The sequence below is a fragment of the Aeromonas sp. 11P genome, from assembly GCF_051920165.1.
GTDB lineage: Bacteria > Pseudomonadota > Gammaproteobacteria > Enterobacterales > Aeromonadaceae > Aeromonas > Aeromonas veronii.
The window spans coordinates 3,957,538-3,972,393 of the sequence record NZ_JBQBDJ010000004.1 but is presented as its reverse complement, the minus strand read 5'-3'; the positions used below and the strand labels follow the sequence as shown (position 1 = coordinate 3,972,393).

Genomic DNA, 14,856 nt, shown 5'->3' with positions numbered 1-14,856 from the left:
CTCATTTTTTTACGACAAATTATCACGCATCTTTTTGCAGGCAGCAGATCACATAGCCGTAACTGCCCAGATATTGGCGGTGGATGGCTACTTCCCGGCTCAAGTCCTGCCAGGCGGCACTCTCCCCCAGCTCGTCTCGATAGCGCACCAGATTGACCTCGATAGGGTCCAGATAGTTGTTCCAGGCGCTCATCGGCAACGGAGTGTGCGACAGGCAGCGGTAGCCTGCCGCTTGTACCGTCTCAAGCAGGCCCGCCAGCGTCTGCATGGCGGGGTAATCCTGCTGCCAGAATGCAAACGCCTCCTCGGGCGGGTTATCGGTCAGCCAGACCGCATCACTCAGCACGATGCAAGCCTGCGGGCTCGCGAGCAGCGGGCGCCACGCCTTCAGTGCATTGGCAACCCCCATCACGTAAGCACTCCCCTCTGCCCAGATGAGGTCGGCCGGGGCCAGATCGTCCGGCAGTGCCGCCATGTTGGCGCAGAGGGTGGAGACATGCTCAAAGCCCGCTGCACGGGCGGAGTGCGCCACGGCGGCCAGCGCCTCCTCTTCCAGATCGATGGCCACAATGGCGGTATCGGTCACCTGAGCCAGCGCCATGGTCGAGGCACCGCGCCCGCAGCCCATGTCGAGGATCCGGCGCGGCCGGATGGGCAAGGCGGCAAACTGCTGCTGGGTGAAGGCGCGATCCCCCGGCCCCCAGTAACTCATGCCATCCAGCAGCTGGATAAAGTCCTTGATGTAACGCTCATGTTCATTCATGTCTTTGCTCAACCATTGCAAGTGGTAACGATCTTTCTCGCTAAAACCCTGTTTCATCACCCACGCGAAGTAGGCCTCCGGTGCCTCGCGCTGCAGTTGCAGCTGCCAGGCCTTGAATTCCTCACCGGAGCGCGGGCGCAGCCCTGCCAAGTCCGCCAGCAGATCCCGAGCACGCTGCATCCGCACCAGCTCCTCATCCAGCTCCCTGACTCGGGCCTGCAATGCCGCTTGATCTATCTCGCCAGCCAGACAGGCGAGGCACTGCTTGAGGCTGAGACCACCCGCCTGCAGGGCCTGCACCATTTGCAGCCGTTGCAGATCCCCCTCGTCATAATGGCGATAGCCGTTGGCAGCCCGGTTGCCGGCAATCACTCCCAGCTTCTCGTAATAGAGCAGGGTGGAGCGGGCGAGACCGCAGCGGCGGGCCAGTTCGGATATTTTCATGGCAATCACTCACGGTGCGGGCCATCAGGTGACCCGATAGAGACGAGCTTAAACTGTAAAGCTATAGACAGGTCAACGCCCTTTTCCAGAGATCTGCCAACAAAAACGGCCACCCGAGGGTGGCCGTTGTCAGCTATAGAGCTGCGATGCTCTTGACTCAAAGACCGGCCGCCTCCAGATGTTCCACCAGCAGCTGCACACTGCGGTTGCCGCGCCACTCGTTGACATCGAGCCGGTAGACCAGCCGCACCCGCTTGACCGAGGCATCGGGCCAGCGCTTGAGATCGACGCCAAAAGCGATGGCATCCACCGCGTGACCGGAATCGGTTGTCAGCATCATCTTGAGGTGCTTCTCCCCCACCAGCCGCTGCTGCACCAGCACGAATTCGCCGTCAAACAGTGGCTCGGGGAAGGCCTGACCCCAGGGGCCGGAGGCGCGGATCAGCTCCGCCAGCTCCAGACTCAGTTCATCCGGCAGCAGCTCACCATCGGTGAGCAGCACCCCGGTCAAGAGCTCGGGGGTCACCAGCTCGCTGATGACCGCCTCAAACGCCCGACCGAAGGCCTCGATATTGGCCTTGGGCAGGGTCAACCCTGCCGCCATGGCATGGCCGCCAAACTTACCCATCAAGCCGGGGTGGCGGGTGTCGAGCAGTTCCAGCGCATCGCGCAGATGCACCCCGGGGATGGAGCGCCCTGATCCCTTGAGCTCGCTCTCGCTGCTCTCGGCAAAGGCGATGACAGGGCGGTAGTACTTCTCCTTCACCTTGGAGGCCACCAGCCCCACCACTCCCTGATGCCAGTCGTCCCGGTGCAACTATGCCCGACGGCACCTCGCCATCGCGAAAACGGATCTGCTCCAGGGTGGCGAGGGCCTCCTGTTGCATCCCCTGCTCGATCTCCTTGCGCTCCTGATTGAGGCTGTCCATCTCGGCCGCAAGCTGGCGCGCCAGATTGAGGTCATCACAGAGCAGACAGGCGACCCCGAGGGACATATCATCGAGGCGCCCTACCGCGTTGAGGCGCGGCCCCAGTGCAAAGCCGAGGTCGGCGGCGGTGAGACGGCGACCATCGCGACCCGACACATCCACCAGCGCCTGAATGCCGGGACGACAGCGGCCGGCCCGGATCCGCTGCAAGCCCTGATGGACCAGAATACGGTTGTTGCCATCGAGCGCCACCACGTCGGCCACCGTGCCGAGCGCTACCAGATCGAGGTAATCCGCCACATTGGGGGTGCGCAGCCCTTGCCGTTCATACCAGCCGAGCTGGCGCAGGTGGGTGTTGAGGGCCGCCATCAGGTAGAAGGCCACCCCCACCCCGGCCAGCGACTTGGAGGGAAAATCGCAACCGCGCTGGTTCGGGTTGACGATGGCATCGGCGTCAGGCAGCTCCTGACCCGGCAAATGGTGATCGGTAACCAGTACCTGCATGCCCGCCGCCTTGGCTGCCGCCACCCCGGCAATGCTGGAGATGCCGTTGTCTACCGTGATCAGGAACTCGGCGCCGCGGGCCACCGCCAGCTCGACAATTTCGGGGGTGAGGCCGTAGCCGAACTCGAAGCGGTTGGGCACCAGAAAATCGATGTGGCAACCGCCCATGGCTCGCAAGGCCAGCACACACAGGGCCGAGCTGGTGGCGCCATCGCAGTCAAAGTCACCGACGATAAGGATCCGTTTCTGGGCGGTCAGAGCCTCCGCCAGCAGCGGCACCGCCTGTTCCATGCCGTAGAGGCGCTGGGGCGGCAACAGCTGGCTGGCGCTGCGCTCCAGCAGGGCGGGGTCCTCTACGCCACGACTGGCGAAGATTTGGCGAAGCAGGGGATGCAGAGTGGCAGGCAGATGGGAATCATCAACTCGCGGACGACGACGAATGTGCAGAGGCATCAAAATTATCCAGTATCTTGAGCAGCTGTTCGGGGCTCTGATACCCGCGCACCAGATCCCCGTCGGAGGAGACCCAGGCCGGCAGTACCTTGACCCCCAACCATTGGCTCAGGCCAATATTTTGGATAAGGGTCTCACTACATGCCGTTTGAGGCAAATAGGCTTTTAACGGATCATTTTGCAGTAGGGGATCGCTGCACCAGTCTGTGGCCCGTTCGGCGTGATCAATCACCGGATAGAGTGCCACGCTCACCCCGGATGCCTGCAGGTGTTGCAAGGTGCCGGAGAGCTGATGGCGCTTGGCGTCCTGCTCGCCGAGAAACAGTGCGACCCGGTGACGCTCATTCCGGGCCTTGAGCACAATGGGGGCATGAGCCACCTGCGCCAGACCAAGTCGGCGCTGCTCACGCATGCCCGAGATGGTCAAGTTCTTCATGTCGCGGGTCATATCCAGCATGACCCCCTGCACCACATAATCCCCTTTGGCATCGCTGTAGAGCACCCCCTGTGAGGTGCCCAGCATATACAACCCCGCGATCGGGGTCGGTTCAACCAGATAGACGGGGACCCCCAGCCGGGCTGTGATGGTCTGTTTCAAGGCTTGGGTATCCATCCCCGCTCTGGCAGCAAATGTGCACAAAAGCATCATTCCCAGTAGTAAATACTTCACTTGTTTACTCACGTGGTATGAATGAATCGACCCAGCAAACTACAGCAGCACAGCTCATCATTCAACCAGCTACTTACCAAAAAATTAATATCACTTTGTACCAAAAAAATGGTTCCCCCCGATTGCCAAGGACTCATAACGCCCGCAAGCTAGTCAGGACGACAGGAACAACGCGGCTTAGCCTCTGTTTTTCCTGACAAGAGTTCGCCCTTTGGCAAGGGTAATCAACGCGCTATCTTGTTTAATTTCGGAGGAAATAATGAGTCTGATTCAAGAGTTCAAAGCCTTTGCCGCCCGCGGCAACGTCATCGATATGGCGGTCGGTATCATCATCGGTGCCGCCTTCGGCAAAATTGTCTCCTCTTTTGTCGGTGACGTGATCATGCCGCCCATCGGCCTGATCCTGGGCGGCGTAGACTTCAGCGACCTGGCGGTCACCCTGAAGGCCGCAGAAGGTGCAACACCCGCCGTAGTTATCGCCTATGGCAAGTTCATCCAGACCATCATCGACTTTCTGATCATCTCTTTTGCCATCTTCATGGGACTGAAGGCCATCAACACCCTCAAGAAGAAGCAGGAAGAGGAAGCCGCCGCCCCGGCAGGCCCGACCAAGGATCAGGAGCTGCTGACCGAGATCCGTGATCTGCTGAAATCCCAGCAAGGGAAATAAGCGCCATCTCCTGTCGTGTAGAGATAAAAAAACCGCCTGCTGGCGGTTTTTTGTTTTTGAAAGGCCAACAACTCAGGCTCTGGGGTGGTGCTCACCGTGCAGCGCCTTGAGTCGCTCGTTGGCCACATGGGTGTAGATCTGGGTGGTGGAGAGATCCGCATGGCCCAGCAGCATCTGTACCACTCGCAGGTCGGCGCCATGGTTGAGCAGATGGGTGGCGAAGGCGTGACGCAAGGTGTGAGGGGAGAGCTCACCGTTGATCCCGGCCCGCAGGGCATAGAGCTTGATGCGGTGCCAGAAGGTCTGGCGGGTCATCATACGGGCCTGCTTGGAGGGAAACACCACATCCGAGCTGGTGCCCCCCAGCAGCAGGGTGCGCGCCTCCCGGTAGTAACGCTCCAACCAGTACATCGCCTCCTCGCCCATCGGCACCAGCCGCTCCTTGTTGCCCTTGCCGACCACACGCACCAGCCCCTGACGCAGACTGACATGCTCGGCGGTGAGCCCCACCAGCTCGGAAACCCGCAAGCCGGTAGCGTAGAGCAGCTCCAGCATTGCCTTGTCCCGCAACTCCAGCGGGTCATCCACCAGCGGCGCACTCAAGAGTGCCTCCACTTCCGCTTCGCTTAAATCGGAGGGGAGTTTTTTCGGCAGCTTGGGCCCCTCCAGCAGCACGGTCGGATCGTCGCTGCGCAGCTTCTCGCGGTTGAGATACTGATAGAAACGGCGCAGGGCCGAGAGAAAACGGGCGGTGCTGCTGGCCGCAAACTGGTGATCGACCCGCCAGGCGAGGTAGTGCTGGATCTCGTCCATCCCAGCCAACAGCAGCGAGCTCCCCTGCTCGTCGAGCCAGAGGGAGAACTTCTCCAGATCGCTGCGATAGGAGCTGACCGTGTTGTCAGACAATCCCCGCTCCAGCCAGAGGGCGTCGAGGAAGGGTTCAATCAGGGGATGTGGGTCAGGCTTGCTCATGGTGCGCTGCAGTCAGGGGATCGATGGCCCATTGTAACGCGCCAACTCCTTGGAAAGACAAGGCACTTTCATTGGAAAGATAAGGCTCGTTTGCCACGCCCCTTGCCGGGCGGTGAAGGTCGAATGGCAATCTGCTAGACTGGCGCCCTCCCCTTACGTTACCCATCGTGTTGCCAACATGGCGCAGCCCACACGAGCATGCGAGAACGCGCCAAAAGCAAGCGAGAAAGCGCCAACAGAGAGAAGAGCGATGAAGATTGGTCTGTTTTACGGTTCCACCACCTGCTACACCGAGATGGCTGCCGAGAAGATCCGCGCCCTCATCGGCCCCGAGCTGGTGGATATTCACAATATCAAGGATGTCTCCCTGCGCCGGATGGAGGATTACGAGATCCTGATCCTCGGCATCTCCACCTGGGATTTTGGCGAACTGCAGGAGGACTGGGAGTCCCGCTGGGAAGATATCGCCGATCTCCATCTGGAGGGACGCATCGTCGCCCTGTTTGGCCTCGGCGATCAGCTCGGTTATGGCGAATGGTTCCAGGACGCCCTCGGCATGCTGCACGATCAGCTGGTGCCAAAAGGGGTCAAGCTGGTGGGCTACTGGCCCAACGAAGGGTACGAATTCGATGCCTCCAAGGCACTGATCGACGATGGCCGTCACTTCGTCGGGCTGGCCCTCGATGATGCCAACCAATATGACCAGACCGATCCGCGCATCGAGCAGTGGGTCGAGCAGATCCTGAGCGAAATCCACGCCCTGCTCTGATCTTTCCCACGTTTTGGCAAAACGACCCTGAGCGCCTGGCCCTGGCCGCCGGGCGCAGTTATCGCACCGATTTTCTCAATCGGTATCATCGCATGACGCTATAGCGACTTTTTTGTGCTGGTCTGCAACAATGGACTCGACATCCCATAACAATCAGAGCCGGATGTCGGAAGCAAACGGACAGACCAGAAAAGGATATTCTATGACCCCATTCTCCCTGTTGGCCCCCGCCATTGCCCGTGACGTGCTCGATCACGCGCTGGCGCTGGGTGCCGATTTTGCCGAGCTGTTTGTCGAGCGCAAGCGCCGCAGCCAGCTCAGCCTGCTCTCCAGCCAGATAGAGAACATCAGCGGCGGCCTCGATTTCGGCATCGGCGTGCGCCTCTGTTACGGCCACAAGGTGCTCTACGGCTACACCAATCTGGCCAGCCGCGACGAGCTGCTGCGCATCGTCACCCTGCTGGCGGCCAAAGACCGCCGCGACCCCGTGGTGACCGCCACCGCCTTCGATTTCACCCGCCTGAGCGATCGCAACCCGGTGGCCCTGCCCTTGTCGGCAGACAAGCTGCTGGAGCAGAAGATCGCCTATCTGCACGCCATGGATGCGGTGGCCCGCGCCGAGAGCAGCAAGGTGAGCCAGTTCTCCGGCAACGTGCTGGGCTGGGAGCAGGAGGTGGAGATCTTCAACAGCGAAGGAGTGCAAGTGGCCGATCGCCGCCACTACAACCGCATCATGGCCCAGACCATCGCCATGGAAGGGAGCGAGCAGAGCGTCGGTTACGAGGCCCCCGGCGCCCTGATGGGCTGGGAGCATGCCGATCGCATCGATCCGCGCGAGCTGGCCCTCACCGCAACCCGTCAGGCACTGGTGAAGCTGGGCGCGGCTCCCTGCCCGAGCGGCACCCTGCCGGTCATCATGGAGAACGGCTTTGGCGGCGTCATCTTCCACGAAGCGTGCGGCCACCTGCTGGAGACCACCTCGGTAGCCAAGAAGGCCTCGGTATTCCACGACAAGATGGGCCAGCTCATCGCCAATCCGGTGGTCAATGCGGTGGACGAAGGGCTGCAGAGCAACGTCTGGGGCTCCATCAACGTCGATGACGAGGGGATGGCGACCCAGCACACCCAGCTCATCAAGGACGGCGTGCTGACCGGCTTTCTGGTGGACAGAATGGGCGCCCTCAAGACGGGTTACGCCCGCACCGGCTCGGGTCGGCGCGAATCCTACAAGTACGCCCCCACCTCGCGCATGCGCAACACCTATATCGAACCGGGCAGCCACAGCCTCGACGATATGCTGGCCACAGTGGAGCACGGCATCTACGCCAAGAAGATGGGGGGCGGCTCGGTACAGCCCGGTACCGGCGAGTTCAACTTCAACGTGCAGGAGGCCTACCTCATCGAGCACGGCAAAATCACCAAACCGCTCAAGTCAGCCACCCTGATCGGTACCGGCCCGCAGGTGCTGAAAGAGATCTCCATGGTGGGCAGCAATCTGGCGCTGGCCGCCGGTATGTGCGGCTCGGTCTCGGGCTCGGTGCCCACCTCGGTGGGCCAGCCGGCTCTCAAAGTGGACAACATTCTGGTGGGAGGGAACGCCTGATGAGCCAGCTCGACATGAACCAACTGCTCACCCGCCTGCTGGACAAGGTGGCCGACCTCGGCGCCGAGGCAGACATCATCGCCAATCAGGAGAAGGCCTTCTCCCTCAAGGCAGACAAGGGCGAGCTGGGTGAATACAAGGTCACCAGCAGCCAGCAACTCGGTATTCGCCTGATCAAAGAGGGTCGGGTCGGCATCGCCTACTCGGAATCCCTCGATGAGCTGGCGCTGGATGCCATGCTGCAGGATGCGCTCGATGCCAGCCGCTTTGCCAAGGTGGACCCGGATCAACGCATCTCGGTAGCCAATAGCCGGATCACCACAGATTGCGCCGAGATCAACCAGCCCGATACCACGCCGGTTGAGGAGAAGATCGCTCTGGCCCTGCGCCTGGAATCTGACATGCTGGCCATGCCCGATGTGAGCGGCGCTCCCTACAACAGCTTCTTCGAAGGGGAGAGCCAGCTCTGGCTCGCCAACAGTCAGGGCACCCTCTGCCAGCACGGCGAGTTCAGCGTCGGCTGCTACACCTCGGCGCTGGTGGAACGGGATGGCCGCCAGTCGATGCACTCGCAGGGCCAGTATGGCCGTCGCTTCGACGAGCTGGATAGCCAGGCCCTGATCGAGCAGATCTACGCCATCGCCGATGGACTACTGCCCGGTGAAGCGGTGCCGAGCGGTCGCTACAGCGTCATCTTTAGCACCAACTGCTTCGCCAGCCTGTTTGGCTGCTTTCAGGGTGTGCTGTCGGGCAAGTGGGCCCAACAAGGGATCAACCCCTGGCGCAGCAAGGTCGGCCAGAGCGTGGCGTCACGCTGGCTTACTCTGGAAAGCCGGGTCTATATGCCGGGCGGCATGAACATCAAGGCGTTTGATGGCGAGGGGGCGGCCAGCTCGGATCTGCTGCTGATTGGCGAAGGGGAGCTGAAGACCCTGCTCCATAACAGCGCCACCGCCCGCCACTTTGGTGTGGCCAGCAACGGCTCGGCCGCTCGCGGCGCTCGCAGCGCCCTCGATGTGACCGCTCGCCATCTGGTGTTCGGCGCAGGCCCCCATAGCGAAGCAGAAGTGCAGAGCGGCGACTATCTGGAGCTGGTCAAGCTGGATGGCCTGCACTCGGGAGCCGATGCGGTGAGCGGCGACTTCTCCTTTGGCGCGTCAGGGTTCCTCTGTCGCGATGGAGTTCGCCTGCGGCCGGTGCGCGGCATCACGGTAGCAGGCAACTTCTACCGCCTGCTGGGCGAGCTGGAAGCGGTCGGCGATACCCTGCACCACAACGACGGCAAGGGCTTCTACGCCCCGCAGATCCGTTTTGGCGGTCTCTCCGTCGCGGGCAAGTAAACGCCCCGACGAAACCTGCAAGTAAGAAAAAGGCGCCTGATGGCGCCTTTTTGCTCGTTGTCTCGTCCGCCTTGAGGCCTGACTCAGGGCGAGAGCGGCTCGCGGTGATACTCGGCGCAGCCGCATTCGGGGCAAGTATCGAGCTGCTGGGGATGCAGCACGGTATGGCGCCAGCCACACTGGTCGCACACCATGACCCCGAGCCCTACCCAGTCACCCGCTTCGTAAACACCCTTGTGCTCCAACTCGTCGGCCAGTTCCCGCCACTCCACCTGGGCGCGGTCGGTCACATCCGCCAGCCAGGACCAGGCGGTGTCTTTGAGGGCCAGCATAAAGGCAGACTCTTCCACCTGCGCACTATCGTCATGGCGCCCCTCGTCATAGTTGCCCAGATCCCGCTTCACGTACTCGGCGATGAGCGCCAGTTCGTCCTGAGTCAGGTCGCTGGCAGCCTCCAGATAGGCCTGCACCTTGGCAATCATCCGGTTGAGGCGCTCCCCCTGGAACTCTTCAGTCTCTTGCCACTGTTTTTGCAGCTCGGCAATGAAGGCTTCGTACCCTTTTTGACGTTTGTCCATGGCTCTAACTCCTCTACTAAACCCTGATCTGGCCCGGCTTAAGGCCCAAGGGACGCTGGCGGTTGTTGCCGCCGCAGGATATGGGTATTCTATTGCGATTTCCCAGCTGATTTATCTATTCATTTCACAGATCCGGATGTCACCAATGCAAGAGCAATACGTTCCCCAATCAATCGAACCAGCAGTGCAAAAGCACTGGGATGCCAAGAAAACCTTCAAGGCCGTGGAGAAGGTAGACAAGGAGAAGTTCTACTGCCTGTCCATGTTCCCCTATCCGTCTGGTCGACTACACATGGGGCACGTTCGTAACTACACCATAGGTGATGTGATCTCCCGTTATCAACGCCTCAATGGCAAGAACGTGCTGCAACCCATAGGTTGGGATGCATTCGGTCTGCCGGCCGAGAACGCCGCGATCAAAAACAATACCGCGCCGGCGCCCTGGACCTACGAAAACATCGAATACATGAAGAACCAGCTGAAGATGCTGGGTCTGGGTTATGACTGGGATCGTGAAGTCGCCACCTGCAAACCGGATTACTACCGCTGGGAGCAGTGGTTCTTCACCAAGCTCTACGAGAAGGGTCTGGTCTACAAGAAGACCTCCTCCGTCAACTGGTGCCCGAACGACATGACAGTGCTGGCCAACGAGCAGGTGGTCGACAACTGCTGCTGGCGCTGTGACACCCCGGTGGAGCAGAAAGAGATCCCCCAGTGGTTCATCAAGATCACCGACTACGCCGAAGAGCTGCTGAACGATATCGACAACCTCGAAGGCTGGCCAGAGATGGTCAAGACCATGCAGCGCAACTGGATTGGCCGCTCCGAAGGGGTCAACATCAGCTTCGCTATCGAGGGTCAGGCTGAGCAGCTGGAGGTCTACACCACCCGTCCGGACACCTTCATGGGCGTGATCTATGTCGGTATCGCCGCCGGTCACCCGCTGGCGCTGCAAGCGGCCCAGAACAATCCTGAGCTGGCCGCCTTTATCGAAGAGTGCAAGAACACCAAAGTAGCCGAAGCCGAGCTGGCCACCATGGAGAAGAAGGGCATGGCCACCGGCCTCTATGCCATTCACCCGCTGGATGGCCGCAAGGTACCGGTCTGGGTCGCCAACTTCGTGCTGATGAACTACGGCACCGGCGCCGTGATGGCGGTTCCGGCCCACGATCAGCGTGACTTCGAATTCGCCACCAAATATGGCCTCGACATCAAGGCGGTGATCAAGCCGGTTGATGGCGACGTCGACGTGAGCGAAGCCGCTTACACCGAGAAGGGCGTGCTGTTCAACTCCGGCGAGTTTGACGGTCTCGACTTCCAGGGCGCCTTCGATGCCATCGCCAGCAAGCTGGAAGGGCTCGGCAAGGGCAAGCGCACCGTCAACTACCGCCTGCGTGACTGGGGTGTCTCCCGTCAGCGTTACTGGGGTGCCCCCATCCCGATGCTGACCCTGGCTGACGGTACCGTAGTGCCGACGCCGGAAGACCAGCTGCCGGTACTGCTGCCGGAAGATGTGGTGATGGATGGTATCCAGAGCCCGATCAAGGCTGACGCCGAGTGGGCCAAGACCACTTACAACGGTCAGGAAGCGTTCCGCGAGACCGATACCTTCGACACCTTTATGGAGTCCTCCTGGTACTACGCGCGCTACTGCTCCCCGGACTACGACAAGGGCATGCTGGATCCGGCTGCAGCCAACCACTGGCTGCCGGTGGATCAGTACATCGGCGGTATCGAGCACGCCTGTATGCACCTGCTCTACGCCCGCTTCTTCCACAAGCTGCTGCGTGACGCAGGCCTCGTGAACAGCGACGAGCCGTTCAAGCGCCTGCTCTGTCAGGGCATGGTGCTGGCCGACGCCTTCTACTACAAGGACGAGAAGGGCGGCAACGTCTGGGTCAGCCCGACTGACGTCAAGGTAGAGCGTGACGAGAAGGGTCGCATCACCAAGGCCATCGACAACGAAGGCCGTGAGGTAATGCACTCCGGCATGACCAAGATGTCCAAGTCCAAGAATAACGGCATCGACCCGCAGCTGATGGTCGAGCGTTACGGCGCCGATACCGTCCGTCTGTTCATGATGTTCGCCTCCCCGGCCGAGATGACCCTGGAGTGGTCCGACTCCGGCGTAGAGGGTGCCCAGCGCTTCCTGCGTCGCCTGTGGCGCGTCACCTTCGAGCACGTCTCCGGTGGCGCCGTTGCCGCACTCGATGTAGCTGCTCTCACCAACGAGCAGAAAGCGGTACGCCGTGAACTGCACAAGACCATCGCCAAGGTAAGTGATGACGTGGGTCGCCGTCAGACCTTCAACACCGCCATCGCCGCCATCATGGAGCTGATGAACAATCTGGCCAAGCTGGGTTCAGAAGAGCAGGACCGCGCCCTGATGCAGGAAGCGCTGGAAGCTGTGGTAGTCATGCTCTACCCCATCACCCCGCACATCGGCTTCGAGCTGTGGAAGATGCTGGGCAAGGGCGACGACATCGATCACGCTGCCTGGCCAGTGGCCGATGAAGCGGCCATGGTCGAAACCGAGAAGCTGGTGGTGGTACAGATCAACGGCAAGATGCGCGGCAAGCTGACCGTGCCGGCCGAGATCAGCCAGGCCGACGTCGAGAAGCTGGCGATGGCCGATGCCTCCGTGCAGAAGTTCACCGACGGTCTGACCGTGCGCAAGGTGATCTATGTACCTGGCAAGCTGCTCAATATTGTCGCTAACTGATCGGTTGCCAACTGATGTCATACCATTTGGCGACCTTGGCTGACTGTGTAGCCACTCATGGGTAACGACGTACCGGCCCATGACAGCTCAACATTGTCGCTAACTAATTGGCTGCCAACTGATCATTGCCAATCTGTGACAGCAAACGGATGATAACGGCGGGCCCTGCGCCCGCCGCTTTCCCTTAATGCAAAGAGGATTTTCTATGGGCACCATCTTCACCCGCTGGATGGCCATCGTGCTGGCTGGCCTGCTGCTGCAAGGCTGCGGCTTTCACATGCGCGGCAACGGCATTCCGAGCGAGCTGATGACCATGAAGGTCGTGGGCGATAACAAGAGCGACTTCTACCGAATGGTCACCACTCGCCTGAAAGCCTCTGGCGTGACCTTGGCCGACAAGGAGGGCATTCCGGTGCTCACTCTGGGCGGCGTAGGCAGCACCAGTCAGGTCGCGTCGGTCAACGCACAAGGTGCCGATACCGAGTATGTGCTGGGCTTTGGTACCCAATTCACCATCTCGGCACCGGGCAAGCCGACTCAGGTCTTCCCCATCAACTTCAACCGCAGCTTCCTCAACAAGCCGGATGCAGCGCTCGCCTCTTCTCGTGAGCAGGAGCAGCTCAACCGCGAAATGCAGGAGCAGGCGGCCAATCAGGTGATCCGGCAGTTGAGTCAGGTCAGCTTCTGATGCGGATTTATCCGGAACAATTTGGTGACCACCTCAAAGCAGGGCTTCGGCCCTGCTATCTCGTTTTTGGCGACGAGCCCCTGTTGCGACTGGAGGCCATCGATGCCATCCGTCAGGTCGCCCGCAAACAGGGTTTCGATGAACGCCACACCTTTGTCGTGGAACAGGGGCTGGACTGGAATCAGGTCTACGATGCCTGTCAGGCCATGAGCCTCTTCTCCGCCCGCCAGATCATCGAGCTGGAGCTGCCCGCCAAGGTGGACAAGGATCTCGCTGCCCGCATCAGCGAAATTGGCAAGCAGCTTCATCCCGACCTGCTGCTGGTACTGAGTGGCGGTCGCCTCAACCAGACCCAGATGAAGGCAGCCTGGTTCGACAAGCTCTACCAGATTGGCACCTATGTGCCGGTCAACCATCCGGAGCCCAAGTTCTTCCCGCGCTGGATGAGCGCCCGTTTTGCGCGTTTCGGCCTCAAGGCGCTGCCGGATGCCATCAACTTCATGTGCCACTCCTACGAGGGCAACCTGCTGGCCGCCAGTCAGGAGATCGAGAAGCTGACCCTGCTCTCGCCGCCCCAGCCCATCAGCGTCACCTATCTGCAAGAGACCATTATCCGCCACGCCCACTTCACCCCGTTCCAGCTGGTCGATACCCTGCTGGAGGGCAAGGTGAACCGGGCCCAGCGCATTCTGGCAGCCCTGCGGGCCGAAGGCACCGAACCGGGGATGCTGACCTGGACCCTTTGCCGCGAGCTGGAGCAGCTGACCGAGCTGTCGTTGGCGATGCGCAACGGCCAGCCGCTGGGTGAGCACTTCAGCCGCCTGCGCATCTGGCAGAGCCGCCAGCAGCTCATTCAGCAAGCGCTGACCCGACTGCCGTTTGCCAAGTTACAGCAACTGTGGCAACTGATGGCCCGGCTGGACGATGCCCAGCGCCGCTTCGATACCGAACAGGCCTGGCTGATGCTGCAAACCATTGCCCTCGGCTTTCGTGATGGCACCCCGCTGCCGCTGGTGATGGAGAGTGCGCCATGCTGAAGGCGCCGATCGGTTTGCTTGGCGGCACCTTCGACCCCATCCATATCGGTCATCTGCGTCCGGCCATCGAGGCGCGCGATGCCCTCGGGCTGGCCGAGATGCGGCTGATCCCGAACCATATCCCGCCCCACCGCGCCAATCCGTTCTGCTCGAGCGAGCAGCGCCTCGCCATGGTCAAACTGGCGGCGGCAGAGAACCACCACTTTGTGGTGGATGAGCGGGAGCTGAGACGGGACAAGCCCTCTTACACCATCGATACCCTGATCGAGCTGCGTCGTGAACTGCCCGATACGCCGCTCTGTTTTCTGATGGGGATGGATTCCCTGCTGAGCCTGCCAAGCTGGTACCGCTGGCTGGAGCTGCTCGACTATGCCCATCTGGTGGTGAGCGTGCGGCCGGGCTGGCAACCGGATTATCCGGCTGAGGTGGCGCAGCTGCTGACGCGCCATCACACCACGGATGCCAACGCGCTGCATCAGCGTCTGGCCGGTCATATCTGGCTGGCGGACAACCAGCCCATCGAACTGTCAGCCACCCGACTGCGAGCCTTGCTGGATGCGGGACAAGATACCCGCTACCTCTTGCCCGAGTCGGTTGCGCACTATATTGATCAACAGGGGCTCTACCGCGCCAACCGCCGCTAGCCCCTGTCGTAATCCCGCCCCACCCGATGGGAAACGGGAGTGACCATGATATAATCCGCCGCCCTGACGC

Annotated in this window: 12 protein-coding genes and 1 pseudogene; 8 read left to right on the top strand and 5 right to left on the bottom strand. The window is 61.0% G+C overall.

Features of this window, described 5'->3' with window-relative positions; genetic code table 11:
• Window positions 1–22: 22 nt before the first annotated feature.
• The 3 genes and pseudogenes from ACTG1P_RS18435 to ACTG1P_RS18425 form a co-directional block, all read right to left on the bottom strand.
• Window positions 23–1,207, bottom strand: a complete 1,185-nt coding sequence (locus ACTG1P_RS18435; protein ID WP_440001890.1) for a MerR family transcriptional regulator — start codon at window positions 1,205–1,207, stop codon at window positions 23–25.
• A gap of 157 nt (window positions 1,208–1,364) precedes the next feature.
• Window positions 1,365–3,093: pseudogene (gene recJ / locus ACTG1P_RS18430) on the bottom strand (single-stranded-DNA-specific exonuclease RecJ).
• The gene (locus ACTG1P_RS18425; RefSeq protein WP_278168033.1) at window positions 3,059–3,706 is read right to left on the bottom strand and encodes a disulfide isomerase DsbC N-terminal domain-containing protein; all 648 of its coding nucleotides are present in this window, start codon (window positions 3,704–3,706) and stop codon (window positions 3,059–3,061) included. The pseudogene recJ and the gene ACTG1P_RS18425 overlap by 35 nt, the downstream one beginning before the upstream one ends.
• Before the next feature lie 316 nt (window positions 3,707–4,022).
• Here ACTG1P_RS18425 and mscL point away from each other — a divergent pair, with 316 nt between their 5' ends.
• Window positions 4,023–4,433 carry a large-conductance mechanosensitive channel protein MscL gene (gene mscL, locus ACTG1P_RS18420; RefSeq protein WP_047438040.1) on the top strand — a complete coding sequence of 137 codons (411 nt, stop codon included), beginning with the start codon at window positions 4,023–4,025 and terminating at the stop codon, window positions 4,431–4,433.
• A gap of 72 nt (window positions 4,434–4,505) precedes the next feature.
• On the opposite strand, the gene xerD is transcribed toward mscL, so the two are convergent.
• Window positions 4,506–5,405 (bottom strand): site-specific tyrosine recombinase XerD, encoded by a 900-nt coding sequence (xerD, locus tag ACTG1P_RS18415; RefSeq protein WP_144714380.1) that lies wholly within the window; start codon window positions 5,403–5,405, stop codon window positions 4,506–4,508.
• 250 nt (window positions 5,406–5,655) lie between these two features.
• On the opposite strand from xerD, the gene fldB reads away from it, so the two are divergent.
• The 3 genes from fldB to ACTG1P_RS18400 all read left to right on the top strand — a co-directional run bounded on the left by fldB (window position 5,656) and on the right by ACTG1P_RS18400 (window position 9,117).
• The gene (gene fldB, locus ACTG1P_RS18410) at window positions 5,656–6,174 is read left to right on the top strand and encodes a flavodoxin FldB (RefSeq protein WP_005335151.1); all 519 of its coding nucleotides are present in this window, start codon (window positions 5,656–5,658) and stop codon (window positions 6,172–6,174) included.
• A gap of 202 nt (window positions 6,175–6,376) precedes the next feature.
• The gene (locus ACTG1P_RS18405) at window positions 6,377–7,777 is read left to right on the top strand and encodes a TldD/PmbA family protein (protein ID WP_440001889.1); all 1,401 of its coding nucleotides are present in this window, start codon (window positions 6,377–6,379) and stop codon (window positions 7,775–7,777) included.
• On the top strand, window positions 7,777–9,117 hold the full coding sequence (locus ACTG1P_RS18400; RefSeq protein WP_252656256.1) for a TldD/PmbA family protein: 1,341 nt from the start codon (window positions 7,777–7,779) through the stop codon (window positions 9,115–9,117). Before ACTG1P_RS18405 ends, ACTG1P_RS18400 begins: the two co-directional genes overlap by 1 nt.
• 83 nt (window positions 9,118–9,200) lie before the next feature.
• Here ACTG1P_RS18400 and ACTG1P_RS18395 read toward each other — a convergent pair whose 3' ends face one another.
• Window positions 9,201–9,695: a zinc ribbon-containing protein gene (locus tag ACTG1P_RS18395; RefSeq protein ID WP_005335155.1), complete on the bottom strand. Its 495-nt coding sequence runs from the start codon at window positions 9,693–9,695 to the stop codon at window positions 9,201–9,203.
• A 145-nt stretch (window positions 9,696–9,840) separates the two neighbouring features.
• Here ACTG1P_RS18395 and leuS point away from each other — a divergent pair, with 145 nt between their 5' ends.
• The 4 genes from leuS to nadD all read left to right on the top strand — a co-directional run bounded on the left by leuS (window position 9,841) and on the right by nadD (window position 14,786).
• The gene (leuS, locus tag ACTG1P_RS18390) at window positions 9,841–12,417 is read left to right on the top strand and encodes a leucine--tRNA ligase (protein ID WP_440001888.1); all 2,577 of its coding nucleotides are present in this window, start codon (window positions 9,841–9,843) and stop codon (window positions 12,415–12,417) included.
• A gap of 205 nt (window positions 12,418–12,622) precedes the next feature.
• A complete protein-coding gene (locus ACTG1P_RS18385) occupies window positions 12,623–13,105 on the top strand; it encodes an LPS-assembly lipoprotein LptE (protein ID WP_440001887.1) in 483 nt (160 codons plus the stop codon).
• Window positions 13,105–14,142, top strand: a complete 1,038-nt coding sequence (gene holA, locus ACTG1P_RS18380; protein WP_440001886.1) for a DNA polymerase III subunit delta — start codon at window positions 13,105–13,107, stop codon at window positions 14,140–14,142. Before ACTG1P_RS18385 ends, holA begins: the two co-directional genes overlap by 1 nt.
• On the top strand, window positions 14,136–14,786 hold the full coding sequence (gene nadD, locus ACTG1P_RS18375; protein ID WP_440001885.1) for a nicotinate-nucleotide adenylyltransferase: 651 nt from the start codon (window positions 14,136–14,138) through the stop codon (window positions 14,784–14,786). Before holA ends, nadD begins: the two co-directional genes overlap by 7 nt.
• Window positions 14,787–14,856: the final 70 nt, after the last annotated feature.

What these genes read in the sequence shown, in the direction of transcription:
- ACTG1P_RS18400 (WP_252656256.1), top strand. Translation starts at nt 7,777, where the DNA reads ATGAGCCAGCTCGACATGAACCAACTGCTCACCCGCCTGCTGGACAAG.
- ACTG1P_RS18425 (WP_278168033.1), bottom strand. Translation starts at nt 3,706, where the DNA reads ATGGATACCCAAGCCTTGAAACAGACCATCACAGCCCGGCTGGGGGTC.
- holA (WP_440001886.1), top strand. Translation starts at nt 13,105, where the DNA reads ATGCGGATTTATCCGGAACAATTTGGTGACCACCTCAAAGCAGGGCTT.
- ACTG1P_RS18435 (WP_440001890.1), bottom strand. Translation starts at nt 1,207, where the DNA reads ATGAAAATATCCGAACTGGCCCGCCGCTGCGGTCTCGCCCGCTCCACC.
- fldB (WP_005335151.1), top strand. Translation starts at nt 5,656, where the DNA reads ATGAAGATTGGTCTGTTTTACGGTTCCACCACCTGCTACACCGAGATG.
- ACTG1P_RS18395 (WP_005335155.1), bottom strand. Translation starts at nt 9,695, where the DNA reads ATGGACAAACGTCAAAAAGGGTACGAAGCCTTCATTGCCGAGCTGCAA.
- nadD (WP_440001885.1), top strand. Translation starts at nt 14,136, where the DNA reads ATGCTGAAGGCGCCGATCGGTTTGCTTGGCGGCACCTTCGACCCCATC.
- ACTG1P_RS18405 (WP_440001889.1), top strand. Translation starts at nt 6,377, where the DNA reads ATGACCCCATTCTCCCTGTTGGCCCCCGCCATTGCCCGTGACGTGCTC.
- ACTG1P_RS18385 (WP_440001887.1), top strand. Translation starts at nt 12,623, where the DNA reads ATGGGCACCATCTTCACCCGCTGGATGGCCATCGTGCTGGCTGGCCTG.
- leuS (WP_440001888.1), top strand. Translation starts at nt 9,841, where the DNA reads ATGCAAGAGCAATACGTTCCCCAATCAATCGAACCAGCAGTGCAAAAG.
- mscL (WP_047438040.1), top strand. Translation starts at nt 4,023, where the DNA reads ATGAGTCTGATTCAAGAGTTCAAAGCCTTTGCCGCCCGCGGCAACGTC.
- xerD (WP_144714380.1), bottom strand. Translation starts at nt 5,405, where the DNA reads ATGAGCAAGCCTGACCCACATCCCCTGATTGAACCCTTCCTCGACGCC.